This is a genomic window from Corynebacterium sp. HMSC034B08, from assembly GCF_001835805.1.
GTDB classification, from domain to species: domain Bacteria; phylum Actinomycetota; class Actinomycetes; order Mycobacteriales; family Mycobacteriaceae; genus Corynebacterium; species Corynebacterium coyleae.
Genome location: NZ_KV825973.1, coordinates 196,803 through 216,899, shown reverse-complemented (window position 1 = coordinate 216,899; position 20,097 = coordinate 196,803). Strand labels below are relative to the sequence as shown.

At 62.3% G+C, this 20,097-nt stretch carries 18 protein-coding genes, 1 pseudogene and 1 riboswitch; of the genes and pseudogenes, 13 read left to right on the top strand and 6 right to left on the bottom strand.

Annotated features, from left to right (window positions below; genetic code table 11):
• Positions 1 to 36: 36 nt before the first annotated feature.
• The 7 genes and pseudogenes from HMPREF2656_RS11860 (at position 37) to HMPREF2656_RS11830 (ending at position 6,976) form a co-directional block, all read left to right on the top strand.
• Complete coding sequence (locus HMPREF2656_RS11860) at positions 37 to 963, top strand: ABC transporter permease (protein ID WP_070421623.1); 927 nt, start codon at positions 37 to 39, stop codon at positions 961 to 963.
• A gap of 37 nt (positions 964 to 1,000) precedes the next feature.
• Positions 1,001 to 1,951 (top strand): ABC transporter permease, encoded by a 951-nt coding sequence (locus tag HMPREF2656_RS11855; RefSeq protein ID WP_070421663.1) that lies wholly within the window; start codon positions 1,001 to 1,003, stop codon positions 1,949 to 1,951.
• Positions 1,948 to 3,633 (top strand): ABC transporter ATP-binding protein, encoded by a 1,686-nt coding sequence (locus HMPREF2656_RS11850; RefSeq protein WP_070816864.1) that lies wholly within the window; start codon positions 1,948 to 1,950, stop codon positions 3,631 to 3,633. The genes HMPREF2656_RS11855 and HMPREF2656_RS11850 overlap by 4 nt, the downstream gene beginning before the upstream one ends.
• 92 nt (positions 3,634 to 3,725) lie before the next feature.
• A riboswitch (TPP riboswitch) is annotated at positions 3,726 to 3,829 on the top strand.
• The gene (locus tag HMPREF2656_RS11845) at positions 3,821 to 4,423 is read left to right on the top strand and encodes an ECF transporter S component (protein WP_070816863.1); all 603 of its coding nucleotides are present in this window, start codon (positions 3,821 to 3,823) and stop codon (positions 4,421 to 4,423) included. Its footprint overlaps the riboswitch before it by 9 nt.
• Positions 4,424 to 5,752 (top strand): ABC transporter ATP-binding protein, encoded by a 1,329-nt coding sequence (locus HMPREF2656_RS11840; RefSeq protein ID WP_070816862.1) that lies wholly within the window; start codon positions 4,424 to 4,426, stop codon positions 5,750 to 5,752.
• A 2-nt stretch (positions 5,753 to 5,754) separates the two neighbouring features.
• Positions 5,755 to 6,516 (top strand): energy-coupling factor transporter transmembrane component T family protein, encoded by a 762-nt coding sequence (locus tag HMPREF2656_RS11835; RefSeq protein WP_070816861.1) that lies wholly within the window; start codon positions 5,755 to 5,757, stop codon positions 6,514 to 6,516.
• Positions 6,513 to 6,976, top strand: a pseudogene (locus HMPREF2656_RS11830) (hypothetical protein). The gene HMPREF2656_RS11835 and the pseudogene HMPREF2656_RS11830 overlap by 4 nt, the downstream one beginning before the upstream one ends.
• On the opposite strand, the gene HMPREF2656_RS11825 reads toward HMPREF2656_RS11830, so the two are convergent.
• The 6 genes from HMPREF2656_RS11825 to HMPREF2656_RS11800 all read right to left on the bottom strand — a co-directional run bounded on the left by HMPREF2656_RS11825 (position 6,966) and on the right by HMPREF2656_RS11800 (position 14,339).
• On the bottom strand, positions 6,966 to 8,888 hold the full coding sequence (locus tag HMPREF2656_RS11825; protein WP_070816860.1) for an ABC transporter ATP-binding protein: 1,923 nt from the start codon (positions 8,886 to 8,888) through the stop codon (positions 6,966 to 6,968). The pseudogene HMPREF2656_RS11830 and the gene HMPREF2656_RS11825 sit on opposite strands and share 11 nt — an antisense overlap.
• On the bottom strand, positions 8,885 to 9,874 hold the full coding sequence (locus HMPREF2656_RS11820) for an ABC transporter permease (protein ID WP_101740371.1): 990 nt from the start codon (positions 9,872 to 9,874) through the stop codon (positions 8,885 to 8,887). The genes HMPREF2656_RS11825 and HMPREF2656_RS11820 overlap by 4 nt, the downstream gene beginning before the upstream one ends.
• A 103-nt stretch (positions 9,875 to 9,977) precedes the next feature.
• A complete protein-coding gene (locus HMPREF2656_RS11815; protein WP_070421616.1) occupies positions 9,978 to 10,961 on the bottom strand; it encodes an ABC transporter permease in 984 nt (327 codons plus the stop codon).
• A 128-nt stretch (positions 10,962 to 11,089) separates the two neighbouring features.
• Entirely contained in the window at positions 11,090 to 12,793 is a 1,704-nt protein-coding gene (locus tag HMPREF2656_RS11810) for an ABC transporter family substrate-binding protein (protein WP_070421615.1), read from the bottom strand.
• Between the two features lie 388 nt (positions 12,794 to 13,181).
• The gene (locus HMPREF2656_RS11805) at positions 13,182 to 13,718 is read right to left on the bottom strand and encodes a ribonuclease FAU-1 family protein (protein ID WP_070614087.1); all 537 of its coding nucleotides are present in this window, start codon (positions 13,716 to 13,718) and stop codon (positions 13,182 to 13,184) included.
• A 3-nt stretch (positions 13,719 to 13,721) separates the two neighbouring features.
• Positions 13,722 to 14,339 (bottom strand): Rv1157c family protein, encoded by a 618-nt coding sequence (locus tag HMPREF2656_RS11800; RefSeq protein WP_246815464.1) that lies wholly within the window; start codon positions 14,337 to 14,339, stop codon positions 13,722 to 13,724.
• A 277-nt stretch (positions 14,340 to 14,616) separates the two neighbouring features.
• Here HMPREF2656_RS11800 and HMPREF2656_RS11795 point away from each other — a divergent pair, with 277 nt between their 5' ends.
• The 6 genes from HMPREF2656_RS11795 to fdxA all read left to right on the top strand — a co-directional run bounded on the left by HMPREF2656_RS11795 (position 14,617) and on the right by fdxA (position 20,096).
• Entirely contained in the window at positions 14,617 to 14,943 is a 327-nt protein-coding gene (locus HMPREF2656_RS11795; protein WP_070452725.1) for a hypothetical protein, read from the top strand.
• A 74-nt stretch (positions 14,944 to 15,017) separates the two neighbouring features.
• Entirely contained in the window at positions 15,018 to 16,934 is a 1,917-nt protein-coding gene (typA, locus tag HMPREF2656_RS11790) for a translational GTPase TypA (RefSeq protein ID WP_070484497.1), read from the top strand.
• A gap of 10 nt (positions 16,935 to 16,944) precedes the next feature.
• Positions 16,945 to 18,567: an ABC transporter family substrate-binding protein gene (locus HMPREF2656_RS11785; RefSeq protein ID WP_070816859.1), complete on the top strand. Its 1,623-nt coding sequence runs from the start codon at positions 16,945 to 16,947 to the stop codon at positions 18,565 to 18,567.
• A complete protein-coding gene (gene mshB / locus HMPREF2656_RS11780; protein WP_070816858.1) occupies positions 18,564 to 19,439 on the top strand; it encodes an N-acetyl-1-D-myo-inositol-2-amino-2-deoxy-alpha-D-glucopyranoside deacetylase in 876 nt (291 codons plus the stop codon). The genes HMPREF2656_RS11785 and mshB overlap by 4 nt, the downstream gene beginning before the upstream one ends.
• Positions 19,436 to 19,759 carry a hypothetical protein gene (locus HMPREF2656_RS11775; protein ID WP_070816857.1) on the top strand — a complete coding sequence of 108 codons (324 nt, stop codon included), beginning with the start codon at positions 19,436 to 19,438 and terminating at the stop codon, positions 19,757 to 19,759. The genes mshB and HMPREF2656_RS11775 overlap by 4 nt, the downstream gene beginning before the upstream one ends.
• Positions 19,760 to 19,772: 13 nt before the next feature.
• Positions 19,773 to 20,096, top strand: a complete 324-nt coding sequence (gene fdxA / locus HMPREF2656_RS11770; RefSeq protein ID WP_070421608.1) for a ferredoxin — start codon at positions 19,773 to 19,775, stop codon at positions 20,094 to 20,096.
• Position 20,097: the final 1 nt, after the last annotated feature.

The following is a 20,097-nucleotide window of genomic DNA, read 5'->3' as shown; positions in this document are numbered from 1 at the left end:
CGTCCCGACTCACATGGAAAAGGAGAGCCCGGAACCATGCTGCGTTATATCGGGCGGCGGCTGCTCCAAATGATCCCCGTCTTCTTCGGGGCCACTCTGTTGCTTTACGCCCTCGTGTTCCTCATGCCGGGCGACCCCGTACAGGCGCTTGGCGGAGACCGCGGCCTGTCCGAGGCCGCCCGCGCCCGCATCGAAGCGGAATACAACCTTGATAAACCATTTATCGTCCAATACCTGCTCTACATCAAGGGCATTTTCATGGGCGATTTTGGCAAGACCTTCTCCGGCCAGCCCGTCGCGTCGGTGATGGCTAACGCGTTCCCGGTGACCATCAAGCTCGGTTTGATGGCGCTGGCGTTTGAGGCTGTGTTCGGCATCATCTTCGGCGTGATCGCCGGTGTGCGCCGCGGCGGTGTCTTCGACTCCACGATTCTCGTCGCATCGCTGATCGTCATCGCCGTCCCGTCGTTCGTGATCGGCTTTGTCATGCAGTACCTCTTCGGCGTGAAGTGGGGACTGTTGCCTGCAACGGTGGGGCGCAATGAGTCATTTGAAGCGTTGCTCATGCCTGCGATCGTGCTTGGTGCGCTGTCGTGCGCGTACGTGATCAGGCTGACGCGTCAGTCCGTGAGCGAAAACCTTCGCGCAGACTACGTCCGTACCGCGCGAGCTAAGGGTCTGAGCGACGGTACCGTGATGACTCGCCACGTGCTTCGCAATTCCATGATCCCGGTCGTGACTTTCCTTGGCGCTGACCTTGGTGCGCTGATGGGTGGCGCGATTGTGACCGAAGGCATCTTCGGCATTAACGGTATCGGTGGCACGATCTACCAGTCGATCATTAAGGGCGAGCCCGCGACCGTCGTGTCGATCACCACTGTGCTGGTGATTATCTACATCGTTGCCAACCTCATCGTTGACCTGCTTTACGCAGTACTCGACCCAAGGATCCGCTATGACTAATTCCATTCCACAACCTGAAATGTCGGCTGATCGCACGATGGCCAATGCTGGGGTGCTGCGCGGTCAGGAATACTACGTCGCAGAGACCGATGAGACTGGCCTCGGCGCAGTTGATGCTGTGCCGGATGCCGGTACACCCACCAGCCAGTGGGCTGAAGCTTGGAACTACCTGCGTCGCAGGCCGCTGTTCTGGTTCTCTGCAGTATTGATCCTGCTTGCCGTCACCGTCGCTGTGTTCCCTGGTCTGTTCACCAGCGTCGATCCGCGCGAGTGCATGCTGTCGCGCTCGCTGAACGGGCCGACGGACGGGCACATCTTCGGCTTTGACCGTCAAGGCTGCGATATTTACTCGCGCATGATGTACGGTGCTCGCGCATCGGTTACGGTCGGCGTGCTGACCACACTGATCGTGACCGTGCTTGGTGGCCTCATCGGTGCGATCGCCGGTTACTTCGGCGGCATCTGGGACACACTGCTATCGCGTCTGACTGACATCTTCTTCGCGGTGCCGCTCGTGCTGGCCGCGATCGTCGTCATGTCCATGTTCCAGAACAAGCGCTCCATCTGGATGGTGGTATTCGCGCTGTCCATGTTCGGCTGGACCCAGATCGCCCGCATCACCCGCGGTGCAGTGATGGGGATTAAGAACGACGAGTTCGTCACCGCCGCCCGCGCGGTGGGGGCGAGCGACTGGAAGATCATCACCTCCCACATCCTGCCGAACGCCGCGGCGCCCGTGATCGTGTACGCCACGGTTGCGCTCGGCCAGTTCATCGTGGCCGAAGCGACCCTGTCCTTCCTGGGCATCGGTCTGCCGTCCACGGTGGTGTCGTGGGGTGGCGATATTTCGGCTGCGCAGGCGTCGCTACGCACTCAGCCGATGGTGCTGTTCTACCCGGCAATTGCGCTCGCACTGACGGTGCTGAGCTTCATCATGATGGGCGACGTCGTGCGCGACGCCCTTGATCCGAAGGCGAGGAAGCGATGACCACCGCAATCGGTAAAGACAACAAGACTGGCGCGCCCGAGCCGCTGCTTGAGGTGACCGACCTCCGCATCACGTTCGAGTCCTCCACGGGTGTGGTTGAGGCTGTGCGTGACTTCGATATGACGATCTACCCGGGCCAGAAGGTCGCAATCGTGGGCGAGTCCGGTTCGGGCAAGTCCACCTCTGCCATGGCGGTGCTCGGCCTGCTGCCTGGCACCGGCAAGGTCACTGGCGGCTCGATCAAGCTGCGCGGCGAGGAACTGACCAATCTCGATGAGAAGGGCTGGCAGAAGATTCGCGGCAACAGGATTGGTCTGGTTCCGCAGGATCCGATGTCTAACCTGAACCCGGTGTGGCGCATTGGTACCCAGGTGGAGGAGTCGCTGAAGGCGAACAACATCGTCGAAGGCTCCGAGCGCCACCAGCGCGTCATCGAGTTGCTTGAGCATGCAGGCCTGCCGGACGCGGAGCGTCGTGCGGGCCAGTTCCCGCACGAGTTCTCCGGTGGCATGCGCCAGCGCGCACTCATCGCGATGGGCTTGGCTGCGAACCCGGAGCTGCTCATTGCCGACGAGCCCACGTCTGCCCTCGATGTGACCGTGCAGAAGCGCATCCTGGACCACCTTGAGATGCTCACCCAGGAATCGCAGACTGCGCTGCTGTTTATCACTCACGACTTGGGACTCGCAGCAGAGCGCGCTGACCACCTGCTGGTTATGCACCGCGGCCGTGTGGTTGAGCGCGGACCGAGCCTGGATATTTTGCGCAACCCGAAGCACCCGTACACCCGCAGGTTGGTTAACGCAGCTCCGTCGCTGGCAGCCGCGCGTACGCACGCTGCGCTGAAGGATGAAGACGTCACGGTGGCCGAGACCAAGCCGGAGGATGTCGTCATCCGGGTGGATAACCTGGTCAAGGAGTTCGACGTCCGTGGCCAAAAGGGTGCGAAGAAGACACTGCGCGCGGTCGACGAGGTGTCCTTCGATCTTCGCCGCGGCACCACGCTTGCGCTGGTGGGTGAGTCTGGCTCCGGCAAGTCCACTGTGGCCAACATGGCGCTAAGCCTGCTTGAGCCGACCAGCGGCACCGTGTACTTCGAGGGCCGCGACATCTCGGAGTTAAACCGCAAGGAACTGTTCAATCTGCGTCGCAAGATGCAGGTGGTGTTCCAGAACCCGTACGGTTCGCTCGACCCGATGTACTCGATCTACCGCTGCATCGAGGAGCCGTTGCGCCTGCACAAGGTGGGCTCGCGTAAGGAGCGCGACGCTCGCGTGGCGGAGCTGCTGGACATGGTGCAGATGCCGAGGTCCGCGATGCGTCGCTACCCGAACGAGCTCTCTGGCGGTCAGCGTCAGCGCATCGCGATTGCGCGCGCGATGGCGTTGGGCCCGGAGGTGATCGTCCTCGATGAGGCGGTCTCGGCCCTCGACGTGCTTGTGCAAGACCAGATTCTGCAGTTGCTCAAGGGCCTGCAGGCCGATATGAACCTGTCCTACCTGTTCATCACCCACGACTTGGCTGTGGTCCGCGAGACCGCAGACGACATTGTGGTGATGCGCCAGGGCAAGGTTGTGGAGCAGGGGCCGGCGGATGCGATCTTCGCCGACCCGCAGGCGGATTACACCCGCAACCTGATCGACTCCGTGCCGGGTCTCCACATCGAGTTGGGGCGCGGCTAGGAGCATAATTGCTTATCGACGACGCCACCGCACCGATGCGGGACGTCGTCGATAAGCATGTCTGGGGCGTGTTGTAGCATCGCCTCCGAGAACTGAACACACACGGGTGCTGCGTTCGCAGCTGAGATGCCTTCGGGCGGACCGTTGAACCTGATCCGGGTAATGCCGGCGATAGGAAGGAAAGCACATGACTGTGCCTGTTAAGAACAATTCTTGGCGTGTAATCGATATTGTCACCGCCGCCGTCCTCGGTGTGGCGTGTGGTCTGCTGTTTTGGGTGTGGAACAGCGTTGGCTACGCAGGGTTTAAGGCGCTGGATACGCTCACGCCGGGCCTCGGTGGCCTGGTCACCGGTATCTGGTTCACCGGCGGAGTGCTTGGCGGGCTGATCATCCGCAAGCCTGGCGCAGCCGTGTTCGTCGAGGTCATCGCGGCGTCGGTTTCAGCGTTGATCGGCAGCCAGTGGGGCATTGAGACGCTCTACTCGGGCCTTGCACAGGGTCTTGGCGCAGGGCTGATCTTCCTGCTCTTCGCGTACCGTCGTTTCGATCTGTCTGTGGCGATCCTTGCCGGTATCGGCTCCGCTGTCGGCGCGTTCATCCTCGAGCTGTTCCTGTCGGCGAACCTGGCGATGAGCCTGCAGTTCAACATCATCTACCTGACCTGCATGGTCATCTCCGGCGCGATCCTTGGCGGCGTGCTGTGCCACTACCTGGTCAAGGCACTCGCGAAGACCGGTGCGCTGGACCGTTTCGGCGCCGGCCGTGAGCGTTTCAACCAGGCTGCGTAAATGGCACTAGCGATCCGTGCTCGAGGGTTGACGTACCAGCACGCCACGCGTCCCCAGCCTGCGTTTACCGGCGTTGATCTCGACGTCGAGCGCGGCGAGCGCATCCTCATCTCCGGCGACTCTGGCTCCGGAAAATCCACGCTGCTCGCGGTCATCGCGAAACTTATCGACGACTCCGAGGACGGCAGTAAAACCGGCACCCTCGAGGTCAACGGCACGGTGGGCATGGTGCTGCAGGACCCGGAGGCGCAGACGATCCTGTCGCGCGTGGGCGACGATGTCGCTTTCGGCGCCGAAAACCTCGGCATACCGCGCGACGAGATTTGGCGCCGCGTGGAGGCTTCGCTGGGCGCCGTCGGCTTGGACCTGCCGCTCGATCACCCCACATCACGCCTGTCCGGTGGGCAGAAGCAACGCCTTGCGCTGGCTGGCGTGTTGGCAATGGGGGCCGATATTTTGGTGCTCGACGAGCCGACTGCAAACCTTGACCCGCGTGGCCGCGACGAGGTCATCAACGCCGTCGACCGCGTCTGCACACGCACCGGCGCGACCCTGATTGTGGTGGAGCACCGCCCGAAGCACTGGTCGCACGTGGTGGATACCTACTATCGGCTGGATACGACAGGGCTTCGCCGGATCACAGAAGAGGAGTTGCCGCAGGTGCCTGCCTTGCCGCCGGCAAAGCAGGTTTCCGCGAGCACGCCGGCTGCGGTATCGACGCAGAACCTGCTGACACGCTTCGGCCCACCACGCACGGTGCTCGCGCCTGAGGGGTTCTCCACCGTGGTGACCGGTGAAAACGGCTCAGGAAAAACTACGCTCGTGCAGGTACTTGCCGGGCTAACACCGCCGAAGCAAGGGCGGGTGGAGTACTCGGAAACTATCCGCCAGGGGCTAGCCAAGCCGTCGATTGACTGGTCCTCGGCAGATCTGGCGCAACGCATCGGGTACGTCTTCCAGGAACCGGAACACCAATTTGTCACTGCCACCGTGCGCGAGGAAATGGCGCTGTCTGGTGCGCCGCAGGAACGCATCGATGATCTGCTGCAGCGTTTGCGCCTGACCCACCTCGTCGACGCCAACCCGTTCACACTCTCTGGCGGGGAGAAACGCCGGCTTTCGGTGGCAACCGCGCTGGTCAACGCTCCGAAGTTGCTTATTTTGGACGAGCCGACCTTCGGCCAGGACGATCGCACCTTCGTCGAACTCGTCGGCCTGATCCGCGAACTCACGGACAAGGGCGTCACGGTCATCTCGATTACCCACGACGAAGCGTTTATCGCATCGCTTGGCGATCACACCGAGCACATCACGGCAGGGGAGCAGTAACCATGAACCTGCTGGCAAACATCAACCCGGTCACGCGCATCCTCGGCCTGGCGCTGCTGACCACTCCGCTGATGTTCACCGTGGACTGGGTCTCCGCCACCGTGGTGCTCGCGTTTACGCTGCTCATGGTGCCGCTATGCGGGATTGGCTACGGACGCTTTTTCAAACGCGCATTGCCGATTCTCATCGTCGCGCCCCTGGCCGGTATCCCGATGGCGCTCTACGGACAGGCGGGCGGGGAGACCTACCTGAACTGGGGTTTGATTCACGTCACGGAACTCTCCGTCTCTCTTGCCGGTGCGATGGTGTTGCGCGTGCTTGCCATCGCGCTGCCGGTGGTGCTGTTGTCCGCCGATGTCGACCCGACTGACCTTGGCGACGGCCTCTCCCAGGTCCTGCGCCTCCCCGAACGCTTTGTCATCGGTACTGTCGCGGCCCTTCGCATGCTCACACTGCTTCGCGACGACCTCGACGCCATGCGCCGATCGCGTCGCGCCCGCGGTATCGCGGACCAAGGCAAGATCAAATACTGGTTCACCTTGTCATTCGGGCTGTTGGTGATGTCGCTGCGCCGTGCCGGAAAACTCGCCACCGCAATGGAGGCCCGTGGCTTTGGTGGTCCGACGAAGCGCTCCTGGGCCCGAGAATCCAAACTGCGCAGCCGCGACTGGGGCGTCATGGTTGTGTGCCTTGGCGTGGCACTTGTCGCACTTGGCATCGCGTGGCTCACAGGCGACCTGCGCCCAGTGTGGTCAGTGCGATGACATACACCCTGCTCATCGATGGCCCATCTGGCTCCGGCAAGACCACCCTGGCCAACCAGATCGGCGACGCGCTCGGTATCCGGGTGGTGCACCTCGACGATTTTTACCCCGGTTGGTACGGCCTCGAAGAAGGTGCCGCGATGGTCGCCCGCGATGTGCTGCACCCTGCCAGGCCAGGGTTTTGGCGCTGGGACTGGATCAACCACGAGCGCGCCGAGTGGGTGCCGCTCGACCCCGCAGAGGATCTTGTGGTGGAAGGTGTTGGGGCGGTCACGGAGTCGTCGATACGCGCCGCCCGGGCGCGTGGAACCGTCAACACCATCCGCGTGACCGCCGACCTAAAGACACGAAAACCCGGGCCCTGCGCAGGGACCCGGGCTACGCCCCCTGGTGGGGGATGTGGGCAGCGCAGGAAGCACGACTTCCGACGCTGCCCGTCGATGTGACGGTTAGGAGATAGCCTCCTCCGGCTTGTACACCGTACGCACGCGGGAGCGCTCCGCATCCGGATCAGGGATCGGAATTGCCGACAGCAGCGCCTTCGTGTACGGGTGCTGCGGGTTGTCGAAGACGTCGTCGGTCTCGCCGAACTCCACAAAGTCGCCCTTGTACATCACGGCCACACGATCCGACAGGTGGCGCACCACCGACAGATCGTGTGCGACGAACAGGTAGGACAGGCCAAGCTTGCGCTTGAGCGAATCCAGCAGGTTAATCACGCCGGCTTGGATGGACACGTCGAGGGCTGACACTGGCTCGTCGAGCACAATCACCGCAGGGTTCGTCGCCAACGCACGAGCCAAGCCGATGCGCTGACGCTGACCACCAGAGAAGTGGCCAGGGAAGCGGTCCAACTGCTTCTCATCCAGACCCACCGTGCGCATGAGCTCAGAGATACGCGCGTCCTTGTCGCCCTCGTAGCCCAACGCATCCAACGGCTCTTGGATGATCTCCTTGACCGTCATACGCGGGTTCAGCGAGCTCATCGGATCCTGGAACACCATCTGAATATTGCGGCGTGCTTGACGACGATCCGACGCACTCATCTTCGCCGCGTCCTTGCCACAGATCACGATGCGGGAATCACCCTGTGGATCCAGGCCCATGATCTCCAGCAGGGTCGTGGTCTTACCGGAACCGGACTCACCCACAATGGCCATGCACTCACCGGCGCGAACATCGAAGGAGATGTTCTTCACAGCCTCCACGGTGCCGATGCGGCGCTTCACCAGCGCGCCCTTGGTCAGTGGGAACGCACGGTAAAGGTTCTCTACCTCGAGGGTGACTTCGCGCTCCTCGCGCGGGATGCCCGCGAACTTGTTCTCCGGCAGGACAGGTGCGGGGAACAACGGCTTACCGTCGAGAGTGCCGTTTTCAATCTCATCGTGGCGCACGCATGCAACCATGTGGTTCTCGTCGCCCTTGTTCGGCACCAGCGGCGGCTCCTGCGTCAGGCAGGCCTCGGTGGCGATGGGGCAGCGTGGTGCGAACTGGCAGCGGTCGGCGACGTCGATGAGCATCGGCGGGTTGCCGTCGATAAACGTTAGCGGCTCGTTCGATGGCTGATCCACACGTGGAGTGGAACCCAGCAGGCCCACCGAGTACGGCATCTTCGGGTTGCCGAAGAGCTGGTGGACCTCGGCGCGTTCCACGGGGCGGCCGCCGTACATCACCAGCACGTCATCGGCGGTGCCTGCGACCACGCCCATGTCGTGGGTAATCATGATGCAGGCAGCGCCGGTCTCACGCTGCGCCTTCTTGATCACTTCCAGAATCTGAGCCTGGATGGTTACGTCGAGGGCTGTGGTGGGTTCGTCGGCAATAAGCACCTTCGGGTTATTCGCAATTGCGATTGCGATCACCACACGCTGACGCATACCGCCCGAGAATTCGTGCGGGAAGGAACGCAGGCGCTTCTTCGGCTCGGGGATACCCACCAGGTCGAGCAACTCCGCGGCACGGTCCATCGCCTTCGACTTAGAGATGTTCGTGTGCGCCTGGATGGCTTCCACCAACTGCGTGCCGATGTCGTACACCGGGGTCAGAGCGGACAGCGGATCCTGGAAGATCATGCCGATGCCGTTGCCACGAATCTTCGACATTGCGGCATCCGACTTGCCCAGGAGCTCCTCGCCCTCAAACTTCACAGAACCGGTGACCTTGGCGTAATCCGGCAACAGGCCCATGACAGCGAGAGAGGTGACGGACTTGCCGGAACCTGATTCGCCCACGATGCCGAGGGTACGGCCTGGGAGGAGATCGAAATCCACGCCTCGCACCGCGCGGACCACGCCGGCCTCCGACGGGAACGACACGTTGAGGTCGCGTACCGAAAGCACCGGGGAACCCGAGTTGTTGATGCTGGTTGTCATGCTGCAGAACCTCCAGAGTTCGAGTTCGGGTCGAGTGCGTCACGCAGACCATCGGCGATGAACGCCATGGACACGGTGAGCAAGGTCAGGACGAGGGCAGGGAAGTAGAACTGCCACGGAGCGGTCACCAGGGTTGCGGTACCAGACTGCAACAACGTACCCAGGGACACGTCCGGCAGCTTCACACCGAGGCCCAAGAACGACAGGGCGGTCTCAGACATGATCGTGGACACGATGCCCAACATCAGCTGGATAATCAGCAGCGACGCGACGTTCGGGATGATGTGGCGCACGATTGTCTTGGAGTTGGACACGCCCATGAACTTGGCGGCACGCACATAGTCGTTTTCGCGGATGGACAACGACAAGGACCAAATCACACGTGCTGAGTACATCCAGCCAAACGCGATGAGCACGACGGTGAGCACCTTCCAGTCGCCGCCCGAGCCGGATACCAGCAGGGCGATGATGAGGAACGTCGGCACAGCCAGCAGGAAGTGGATCACTGCCAGCACAATCTTCTCCAAGCTTCCGCCAAACAGGGCAGCACCTGCACCGACAATCGCGGAGATCACCGTGGTGGCAATCGATGCCGGTACCGCAATAGACAACGAGCGACCGAGGCCGTGCACCACCTGTGCAAACAGGTCGTTGCCGGAGTCAGTAGTGCCAAACCAGTGCTCGCCGGAAGGTGCGACGGACAGGTTCATGAAGTCCGGGTCGTCGTAGCTCCACGGTGTCATGAACTTGCCAAAGAGCGCGAGCAGTACCATCAGGAAGAAAATCACCAGGCCGACAACCGCGGCCTTGTTACGCATGAAGCGGCGCAGGTAAATCTTCGACTTACGCGTTGCGCGCATCGTCTGCTGATCTTCGATGCTGTCGCCCTGCTTCGGCAGGATTGGCGGCGTGTTCTTGTCTTTACTCATCACGCCGTCGGCCTGGCGGCCGGTCTCAGAGATGGCGGTCATGTCGTTGACCGGCATTGCGGCGTGCAGCGCCAGCTCGCTCGAGGTGGCGTGGGCGCGGGGGTCACTGAGCTTGCGGGATGTACCGCGTGGTGGCTTGTTTGTCATGGCTGTGATCTCCTTAGCTCACGCGCACGCGCGGGTCGAGGGCAACAACGATGAGGTCGGCCAAGATAGCGGACACTGCGGTCATTGCGGCACCGAATGCGGCCACAACGACGACACCGTGGACGTCGTTACGCGCAATCGTTTGGATGAAGTACTGGCCCATGCCTTGCCAGGCGAAGATGCGCTCCGTCATCACGGCACCGGTGAAGATGCCGGGCACCGAGAACGCCACCGAGGTAGCAACCGGAATTAGCGAGGTTCGCAGCGCGTGTTTGCGCACTGCTTGCGCCTTGGTTAGGCCCTTCGCGCGGGCGGTGCGGACGTAATCGGCGTTCAAGTTATCCAACAGCAGTGTTCTCTGCATGAAGTGATAGCCCGCATACGAAATGATCAACAGTGACAAGGTGGGGAGCACGAGGTGTTGGGCGTAGTCGACCATCTTCGGGAAGAACCCTTCAACGCCCGGGTTGGAAGCACCGGTGACGTAGAAGACGCGCTTGCCGGTCCACTCGTTGACCTTCAGACCGAACCACACCACGGCGATCGAGGCGACGACCACGTGAATGTTCATCGTGATGATCGAGATGCCCTGCCACATGCGGTCGGCGCGCTTGTACTGGCGCGACGCAGTGTACACACCGAGGGCGACACCGAGGAGGATCGACAGCAGGGTGGCAAACAGGGTCAGCTGCGCGGAGACCCAGATGCGGTAGGAGACTTGTTCATTGACGGAGTCGCCGATCGGGGATTTACCCCAGTCCCAACGCGTCAGGACGCCAGTAAGCCACGTCCACCAACGCTCGAAGATTGGTGTGTTTGGGTTCAAGTTCAACGGATCGAGCAGTGCATCGATCTGCTCTTCTGGCAGAGGTGGTCGGCGGCCAAAGTAGTTGGCGCGGGGATCGAGGAAAAAGCTGGCGAGAAAAAACGTGAGGTTGGTGGCAAGAAAAACAATCAAGCCCCAGCTCAGCGTCTTCCGGATCAGGTATCGAAACATAGTGTCTCTCAGTTCCGTGGTGGGCGGACGGGGGAGTTATTGAGAAAGATTGGAAGCCCGCCCAGCGTGGGAATGCTGGGCGGGCTCGCACTCAGTTCGTGGATTTCACGTGCGTCGAACCGTTACGGTTACTTCGCCCAGCCCACGTTCTCGATCGGGAGGATCGCGAAGGAGTTAGCACCGAAGTTTGCCAGGCCCTTCTTCACGGCGACGATGGCCGGGCCGTTGGCGTACGGCATGATGCCGTACTGAGCCAGGGCTTCCTTCTCAAGCTCGTTTGCGCGCTTGATCTGCTCGTCAGCATCCGGGAGCTGCTGCAGTTCCTCAATCTTCTTGTCCATCTCCGGGGTGCCGGTGCCGGACTTGTTCAGCTCGGAATCGGACTTGTAGATCTGGCCGAAGTACGCCACACCGAACGGGTCGGAGGAGCGGAAGCCGGACATGAACAGGTCGAAGTCGCGCTCGGAGACGACCTTGGAGAAGTCGGAGCTCGGACGCTCCTCAACCTGGACGTCGATGCCAATGTTGCGCAGCATTGCCTGCAGGGCAGTGGTGGTCGCCTGGATCATCGGGGAGTCACCCAGGGTGACGTAGCGCACGGACAGCGGGTTGGACTCGTCGTAGCCTGCTTCCTTGAGCAGCTCCTTGGCCTTCTCCGGGTCGTACTGGATGACCTCGCCGAAGTTGTCCTCGTAGCCCGGCTGGGTCTGGTACAGGTTGAACGAACCTGGCAGATCCTCGGTGTAGCCGAGGCCCTGGAAGCGGATCGCGGCGAGCTGCTCGCGGTCAACACCGCGCATGATGGCCTCGCGGACCTTGATGTCGTCCAGGCCCGGGGCGGTGGAGTTGATCGTCATCAGGTAGTTCGCCGGGTTCAGGGCGGTGCGGATCTCGATGGAGTCGCCCATCTCCTTCGCCGTTGCCAGACGGTCACGGGAAGAAACGCCGGTTGCGTCGATCTCGCCTGCGCGGAAGGCGTTCAGGGATGCCTGGTCTTCCATCTGGCGGTAGGTGATCTTGTCCAGCTTCGGCTTCTCGCCCCACCAGTTCTCGTTCGGGACGAAGGAGGCGGTGCCGCCTTCGAAGTCAACGTTCTCAACCTTGAACGGGCCAGCGCCCCACTCCGGGTTGACCTTCTTCAGGTAAGCGTTCATGAACGTGTCCGCGTCCTTGACCTGCGGCGGCACGAGGGTGCCGAAGAGGCCCTCCCACCACGGGTATGCCTGCTTGAAGGTGACCACGGCCTGCTTGTCGTCCTCGCCGCGCTCGACGGACTCGATGAGCTCGTAGCCGTCGGTGGAGTTGACCTGGACATCCGGGTTGGAGCCGTTGTTGAACTTGAAGGTGTTCTCGAAGGCGGTCCAGTCAAGCGGGGTGCCGTCGTTGTACACGGCGTCCGGGTTGATGGTGTAGGTGACCACGGTCTTGCCGTCGACGGTCTCATCCTTCACGTCGGTCAGATAAGCCGGGTTCGGGTGATAGGTGCCGTCGCCGTCGAAAAGCGTGAGCTGCGGGTTGTACTTGCTCCAGATGGTGTCCGTGTAGGACGTCATGTTCGCGTGGAACACGTTCTGCTGCTCAGCAATTTCGGTAATCGCGAGAGTGAGCTCGCCGCCATCCTGGATCTGGTCGCGCTCGAGCGGGTTGTAATCACCGGCAGCGTTGACTTCGAGCTGCTCGCCCGAGTTGTCAGCTTCCTTGGAGTTCGCGGAGTCCTGTCCGGCCTGGTTTGCGGTGGTCTCTTCGGTTCCGCCATCCGAGGAGCAGGAGGCGAGGACGAGGGACAGGGAGGAGAGTCCGGCGAGAGCGGCGACACGGAGGCGTTTGCTCATGGTCTGGGTCCTTTCAGTGATCGTCCGTACGCAGAGAACTTTGCGACGGTTGCCCGTGTTTGGGCGGTACGACGAAATGGGTATTTCGACGACCCCTGCACCACGATTGGGCCCACCAAAACTTGAAGCTCAGGTGAACACGACGTAATCAGGTTGCACAAAAACTTACATGAAGTGTTAGGCAGTTCACAGTGTTTGTGAAAAGTAATTTACGGCGAAATGCACGCTGCCTCACAGGGCTATGACAGGAATGGGTGTTTCTGCACGCTGATAGGCATCTGTAGCCATCGCAACGCTTTCTCAGCTTCTTCACGGATCGTGAATGTTATTCGCATAAAACGACCCCACCTGCGGGGTGCAGGTGGGGTGCAGTACGGGAATTGGGGTGTTATGCCACAGGAGTTAACTCGACTTCGTCCGCCCACGTCAGTTCAATACCCAGGGCGCGCAGCCACTCCATGGCATCGTCGCCGTGCCGAGTAATGCCCTCAACGGCGTTGAGGGTGACGTCCATGGCCTTCTCTGCCTCCTCGGCAGTGATCAAGCCTGCAGACGTCGCGGCTGCGAGTTCGTCGATATCAAGCACGTCGATCGGGTTGCCTGTCAGCGACACAATGTCGACGTACAGGTCGCGTGTGCGCCAGATATCGCCATCAACGTCAATGTCGGCGATGTCGAAGTAGAAGTCCTGATCGCGCTCTGCGCCCTCGCGGTAGTGGAAGATGTTTACCCGCAGGCCGAGTTCCGGCAGCAGCCAGCTTTCTAGGTAGCCGAACTCGGGGTGATTCGCCCCGCGTGCCATGTAGAGGCCAAAGTCGGTGACCTGGTACGTGTCTACCTCGCGCAGGAATCCCTTTGGGTCCGTGTTGATGTTCGCGGACGTGTCAAAGGTCTCTTGCTTTACCGGGTGTAGGTCGACGGTCATCGGTTACCTCACGTTGATCGAAGCGGCGGTCGGGGCAAATGCGCAGGTCTTGTCGGTGGTGCGTACTGCACCGTCGACGACTGCGAGGACGCGGCCCTTGCCTGTGTTTGCGGTGGCGGACAGGGTGGACGGTCCTGTTGGGTTTATCCCGTTGTTATCTAAAGGTGTTACGCCGGTGCGAAAAGTGTTGAGGTTAACCCAGTACACCTTCATGAGCCCCTGGTCCTTGGCGGCGGCCGGGGTGCCCAGTGCGGTGAACACAAACGTGGTCTGTCCCGCGCCTGCGCCTGGCGCTGGTGTTTTGGTCGGTCCCGGTACCGCAATTGCGGACGCGGTCGAGTGCAGCCCCTTGCCCATGCAGTGCCCGGAGACCGTCGGCCAGGCGAACTGTGTGAAGGCGGGGGCGTCCTCTGGCAGTGGAGGGCCGCCGAGCTCGCCGGTGCCAGCGAAGAAGTTCACTGCGGTGCGAAGTGCGTTGCCTACCTGTTCCGGCACCTGTGGTTGGTCCGCGAACGCGTGGACTCGGGCGACGGTCTCGGGGGTGGGGCGGCCAAGGCTATCGAGCGGGTTCGATGATTTGGCATGAGCCATTTGCGTATCGACGACGCCGGCAATCAGCATGCCGGCAGCGCAAACCGCCGCGACGGCGGAGCGTGCAAAAGATCGGGGAGTGCGCACGGCTGTCCTTTATTACATAGGGGCCACGGACATTAACTCAAGCAACATTAGTCACATAAGTAACAGCGTCAAGTGGAAACCGTTGATTTTGCAAGGAAAATTGCCGGGAAACTCCAGGCGTGCCCACAGTTACACCTGATTACGATTGTGAGCACGGGCACATTTAAGGCCTGTGAGAACGTGAGATCCGTTGTCCCCAACACTGAAAGGACTGATCGCAATGGATACCCAGACGTTCACCACCAACCTGTCACTGCAAGAGATTGAGCAGCGGCTGTCCGGACTGGACAAGTTCAACGTCAAGGACAAAACCGCCAGCGAACTGGCTGTCAACGTCGGCAGTGCACTGAAGTTCCGTCTTATCGGTGTGTATTTGAATAAGGACTACCAGGCGCCGCTGGCTATCGATGCCGCAGATAACGGCGATGGCACCACCACCGTCGAGCTCTCCGCGCGAGGGACTGAAGGTGCTGTCATTACTACTGGAACGGCCGAACAGTTTTTTAATGACGCGTTTGCAGAGCTCCGCGCCACGTTGGAGGGGTAGCGGAGAGGTGCGCTCAACTTAGCTGGGGAGTATCGTGTAACCGTTATTTCCGACAATGTAAAAGGATCTGTTGAGTGTCGCACCCTGAATTTCGCAACGTAGCCATCGTCGCCCACGTTGACCACGGCAAAACCACCCTGGTCAACGCCATGCTGGAGCAGTCCGGCGTCTTCGGCGACCACGGCGAGCATGGCGACCGCGTGATGGACTCCGGCGAGCTCGAGTCCGAGCGCGGCATCACCATTTTGGCCAAGAACACCGCCATCCGTCGCGCCGGTAAAGGCAAGGACGGTGCGGACCTGGTCATCAACGTTATCGATACCCCGGGCCACGCCGACTTCGGTGGCGAGGTCGAGCGCGGCCTGTCCATGGTTGATGGTGTCGTGCTGCTGATCGATGCTTCCGAAGGCCCGCTTCCGCAAACCCGATTCGTCCTGGGCAAGGCCCTCGAAGCGAAGAAGCCGGTCATCATCTGTGTGAACAAGACTGACCGTCCGGACGCACGTATCGACGAAGTCGTGGAGGAAGCACAGGACCTCCTCCTCGAACTCGGCGCTGGCCTGGAGGACCCGGAGGCTGCAGAGGCTGCTGAGAACCTCCTCGAGCTGCCGGTGCTGTACACCTCAGGCCGTGCAGGCCGCGCGTCCCTGGAGAACCCAGGCAACGGCAACCTGCCGGACAACGAGGACCTGCAGCCGCTGTTCGACGTTATCTACGACGTCCTGCCGGAGCCGTCCGCTGAGATCGATGCACCGTTCCAGGCGCAGGTGACCAACCTGGACTCCTCCTCCTTCCTGGGCCGCATCGGCCTGATCCGTGTGTTCAAGGGCTCGGTAAAGAAGGGCCAGCAGGTCGCATGGGTCCACTACGACGAGGACGGCAACCAGCAGGTTAAGAACGTCAAGATCGCTGAGCTGCTCGTCACCGAGGGCCTCGACCGTGTTCCGGCTGAAGGCGACGTTGTCGCAGGTGACATTGCCGCTGTCTCCGGTGTGGAGAACATCATGATCGGTGACACGCTGTGCGATCCGGAGCACGTCGAGCCGCTGCCGCGCATCGCCATCGACGATCCGGCAATTTCCATGACCATCGGCGTGAACACCTCGCCGATGGCTGGCCGTAACGGTGGCGACAAGCTCACCGCCCGCATGGTCAAGGCTCGTCTGGATCAGGAGCTCATCGGTAACGTCTCCATCAAGGTGCTGCCGACCGAGCGTCCGGACGCGTGGGAGGTTCAGGGCCGTGGCGAGATGGCGCTGACCGTGCTGATTGAGACGATGCGTCGCGAAGGCTTCGAGCTCACCGTTGGCAAGCCGCAGGTAGTGACCAAGGAGATCGACGGCAAGACCTACGAGCCGTACGACCACATGATCATCGACGTCCCGTCGGAGCACCAGGGTGCCGTCACCCAGCTCATGGCAAACCGCAAGGGTCAGATGACCGCAATGTCCAACGCGGGTTCCGGCGATTGGGTCCGCATGGAGTTCGACGTCCCGTCCCGTGGCCTGATCGGCTTCCGTACGACCTTCCTCACTGAGACCCGTGGTGCCGGTATTGCCAACTCCTACTCGATCGAGCACCGTCCGTGGGCCGGCGAGATCAAGGGCCGCCCAACCGGTTCGCTCGTCGCCGACCGTTCCGGCCAGGTCACCGCGTACGCCCTGCAGCAGCTTGCAGACCGCGGCGATTTCTTCGTCGAGCCGGGTGCCGAGACCTACGAAGGCATGGTCGTTGGTGCGAACTCGCGTGACGAGGACATGGACGTCAACATCACCAAGGAAAAGAAGCTGACCAATATGCGTTCCGCCACTGCGGACGCGACTGTCACGCTGCAGAAGGCCCGCACCCTCTCCCTGGATGAGGCCATCGAGTTCTGTGACGAGGACGAATGTGTTGAGGTTGCCCCTGAGGCGATGCGTGTGCGCAAGCTCATCCTGAACGCTACCGAGCGTGGCCGTGCCCGCTCCCGTGCGAAGCAGAAGAACAGCTAGCCTGTTCTTCATGCAGCCTCCTCGATCGCGCCGCCCAGCCACCCGTGCTGCGGCGGCGCTTTCCGCGCTTTGCCTCGTCGCGTCGTGCTCGGCGAACCCGGGCCCGCCGCCGCTCGTTGAGCCGGAGTCCGCCCAAAGCGAGACATCTGGCGTATCGACGACACCTTCCGACGACAACCCGCGCCGCAGCGACCGCACCCAGGTGCAAGTGGGTGTTGACCCTGTACGAGGAGGCTTCAACCCGCATCTCATTGCGGACGATTCCCCGACGGTGCGTGCCATCGCAGACCTCACCCTGCCTAGCGCATATGTGGGCACGAGCCCGAACAGGGACCTGCTGGTGGGGGTTTCAACGCTGCCGACCTCGCCCGCGGTCCAAACCGTGCGCTACGTCATCGCACCGGAGGCGCAGTGGTCTGACGGCACTCCAATTACCGGCTCCGACTTTGCCTACCTGTGGCGCGGGATGGTAACCACCGCCGGCACCGTCAACCCTGCGGCCTACCGGGCAATTCAGGCGATCCGCATTTCTGGTCAAGGCGGCAAGGTCGTCGATGTGGACTTTGAGCGCCCCGTGGCCAACCGCGAGGAGCTCTTTGCCTACCTGCTGCCGTCGCACCTGTTCGCCGCTGACGCCAGCGATTTCCCGTTCGCACTGCGCAACATGGTCCCTGCGTCTGCCGGGCGTTTCCTCATGGCAGATGTCGGCCGGGCCCGCGGCACGGTAGTGCTGAATAGAAACGACAGGTTTTGGGGTACTGAGCCAGCAAGCGTGGACATTTTGACGCTGACCGCCGCGCGCGATACAACACAAACCGCCGACCAGTTGCGCTCCGGCCAGCTCGCGTTCGCCGACGTCACGCCGCAGGAAACCACGGAAGAGGTCTTTCGCCGGGTGCCGGGGGTGGAGGTGCGCGAGGGGTCGTCGTCACGCGTGCTTGGCGTCGTCATCTCCGCGACAAGCGGGCTCGACCAAGCAATGCGCGAGCAAGTGCGATCGCTTATCGACGTCCCCCTGCTCGCCCACATCGCCGCCGGCCGCAGCACCAACCTGGCCGTAGCAGAGCATGCGTTCACGCCGGGGGAGAAGGACACCGCAGCGCTACGAGCGCGCACCGTGCCCATCCGCGTCGGGGCGGATGCGATGGACCCGGCGGCGGCCGCTGCGGCGCGCACCCTTGTCGACATCCTCAACGGCGCCGGCATTCCCGCAAAACTCACCTCTACCGACGCGACGACGCTCGCCGGGCGCAGCCTGCCATCGTCGGAAGTTGACCTGGCAGTGGTGTGGCAGCGCAACTCCACGTCCATGACCACGCTTGCCAGCCGCATGGCGTGCCCGCCGAAATCATGGCGCACCGGAAACCTCTCCGGCCTGTGCTCCGTGGGCAACGAAGCGCTCGCCGGGCGAATCCTGGATGGGACCATGAGTGCGACCGAGGCCCGAGCGGCCGTGGCCGAAGCCGAAGAGCGCGACGCCGTATGGGTGCCCATCCTCAACGAAACACGCATCGCAGCATCCTCCGGTGGCGTCGCCATCCCAGGCGTCTCCACCTGGCCCGGGGGTATCAGCGACGCCGCCCGCTGGCAACTGGCCGATACAGTAGGCCCGACACCGAAGGAGAAACCATGACAACGCGCGACCTCACCGGCTACCGGGTAGTGGCCGTCCACGCCCACCCTGACGACGAAGCCATCACCACCGCAGGCGTCATCGCCGATCTGACCCGACGTGGCGCCGACGTCCTCGTCGTCACCTGCACACTCGGCGAAGAGGGCGAAGTCATCGGCGAGCCGTACCAGCACCTCGTCGTCGACGAAGCCGACCAGCTAGGCGGATTCCGCATCGGCGAACTACGCGAGTCGTTGGCCGCCATCGGCGCGCGCGGCACCTTCCTCGGCGGAGCCGGCCGCTTCCGCGACTCCGGCATGGCCGGCTCACCCGCAAGCCGCAACCCGCGTGCCTTTGTAAACTCCGGCGACGCCGCGGTAGCCGAACTCGCCGCGATCTTCGAAGCGGAGCGCCCCCACCTTGTCATCACCTACGGCCCCGACGGCGGCTACGGCCACCCGGACCACATCCGCGCCCACGAAATCACCCACACCGCCGCCGAACGCGTCGCTATCCCGCGCATCCTGTGGGCCGTGCGCCTCGCCGAAGAAACCGCAGCGCTTACGCCCGAGACCGCCCCCGACGGCTGGCGCCTTGCCCAACCCGGCGAACTCGACGGAGTCGCCACCTCCGACATTGCGGTCACCCTCGATGACCACGCCTACAGCGCCAAAATCACCGCCATGCGCGCCCACGCCACCCAACTCTGGATCGCCGACGGCCGCACCACCGACGTCAACCCCCACGCCGTCATCGCCCAAGGCCCCGTCGTCTACTACGCCCTATCCAACCTCATCACCCAACCCATCCAACGCGTCGAACACTTCCAACTCGGCGCAGGCGCACCGCTTCATGACGACGCCACCCACGTCCTATCCGGAATCCCCAAATGAGCCACCCCGTCATCCGAACCGAATTTTCACGCGGGGAAGCCATCGCCGGCATCACCTGGCTGAGCGTCGGCGCCCTCGGCTCGCTCATCCTGGAAGTGGCGTACCTGAACTGGTTCTGGGTGATCATCGCCGCCGTGTTCAATGCGGTGTTGACGAAGACGGCGAGGCTGTGGTCGTCGAGAAGCATGATTGTTCCACTCGCCGTCTGGGCAGCAGCACTGTTCGCCTCCATGGTCATCCTCCCTCCAACCGGGTGGACCCTCGCACTCCTTCTCACCGGAATCGCCGGAGGCGTTTGGCCACTGATCAAGACGAAGTGACATACTGTTTCCCATGACTTACGTGATTGCTCAACCGTGCGTCGACGTCATGGACCGCGGCTGCGTCGAAGAATGCCCCGTTGACTGCATCTACGAGGGCAAGCGCATGCTCTACATCCACCCCGACGAATGCGTCGACTGCGGCGCCTGCGAACCTGCCTGCCCCGTCGAAGCCATCTTCTACGAAGACGACACCCCCGACGAGTGGAGCGAATACTACGACGCCAACGTCGGCTTCTTCGACGAACTCGGCTCGCCAGGCGGCGCCGCCAAGACCGGACCACAGGACTTCGACCACCCCTTCGTCGCAGCACTGCCGCCGCAGAACCAGGACTAAA

Bases quoted from the DNA above. Each gene is read 5' to 3' on its own strand.
- HMPREF2656_RS11860 (WP_070421623.1), top strand. From the start codon at position 37: ATGCTGCGTTATATCGGGCGGCGGCTGCTCCAAATGATCCCCGTCTTC.
- HMPREF2656_RS11855 (WP_070421663.1), top strand. From the start codon at position 1,001: ATGGCCAATGCTGGGGTGCTGCGCGGTCAGGAATACTACGTCGCAGAG.
- HMPREF2656_RS11850 (WP_070816864.1), top strand. From the start codon at position 1,948: ATGACCACCGCAATCGGTAAAGACAACAAGACTGGCGCGCCCGAGCCG.
- HMPREF2656_RS11845 (WP_070816863.1), top strand. From the start codon at position 3,821: ATGACTGTGCCTGTTAAGAACAATTCTTGGCGTGTAATCGATATTGTC.
- HMPREF2656_RS11840 (WP_070816862.1), top strand. From the start codon at position 4,424: ATGGCACTAGCGATCCGTGCTCGAGGGTTGACGTACCAGCACGCCACG.
- HMPREF2656_RS11835 (WP_070816861.1), top strand. From the start codon at position 5,755: ATGAACCTGCTGGCAAACATCAACCCGGTCACGCGCATCCTCGGCCTG.
- HMPREF2656_RS11825 (WP_070816860.1), bottom strand. From the start codon at position 8,888: ATGACAACCAGCATCAACAACTCGGGTTCCCCGGTGCTTTCGGTACGC.
- HMPREF2656_RS11820 (WP_101740371.1), bottom strand. From the start codon at position 9,874: ATGCCGGTCAACGACATGACCGCCATCTCTGAGACCGGCCGCCAGGCC.
- HMPREF2656_RS11815 (WP_070421616.1), bottom strand. From the start codon at position 10,961: ATGTTTCGATACCTGATCCGGAAGACGCTGAGCTGGGGCTTGATTGTT.
- HMPREF2656_RS11810 (WP_070421615.1), bottom strand. From the start codon at position 12,793: ATGAGCAAACGCCTCCGTGTCGCCGCTCTCGCCGGACTCTCCTCCCTG.
- HMPREF2656_RS11805 (WP_070614087.1), bottom strand. From the start codon at position 13,718: ATGACCGTCGACCTACACCCGGTAAAGCAAGAGACCTTTGACACGTCC.
- HMPREF2656_RS11800 (WP_246815464.1), bottom strand. From the start codon at position 14,339: ATGCTGATTGCCGGCGTCGTCGATACGCAAATGGCTCATGCCAAATCA.
- HMPREF2656_RS11795 (WP_070452725.1), top strand. From the start codon at position 14,617: ATGGATACCCAGACGTTCACCACCAACCTGTCACTGCAAGAGATTGAG.
- HMPREF2656_RS11785 (WP_070816859.1), top strand. From the start codon at position 16,945: ATGCAGCCTCCTCGATCGCGCCGCCCAGCCACCCGTGCTGCGGCGGCG.
- mshB (WP_070816858.1), top strand. From the start codon at position 18,564: ATGACAACGCGCGACCTCACCGGCTACCGGGTAGTGGCCGTCCACGCC.
- HMPREF2656_RS11775 (WP_070816857.1), top strand. From the start codon at position 19,436: ATGAGCCACCCCGTCATCCGAACCGAATTTTCACGCGGGGAAGCCATC.
- fdxA (WP_070421608.1), top strand. From the start codon at position 19,773: ATGACTTACGTGATTGCTCAACCGTGCGTCGACGTCATGGACCGCGGC.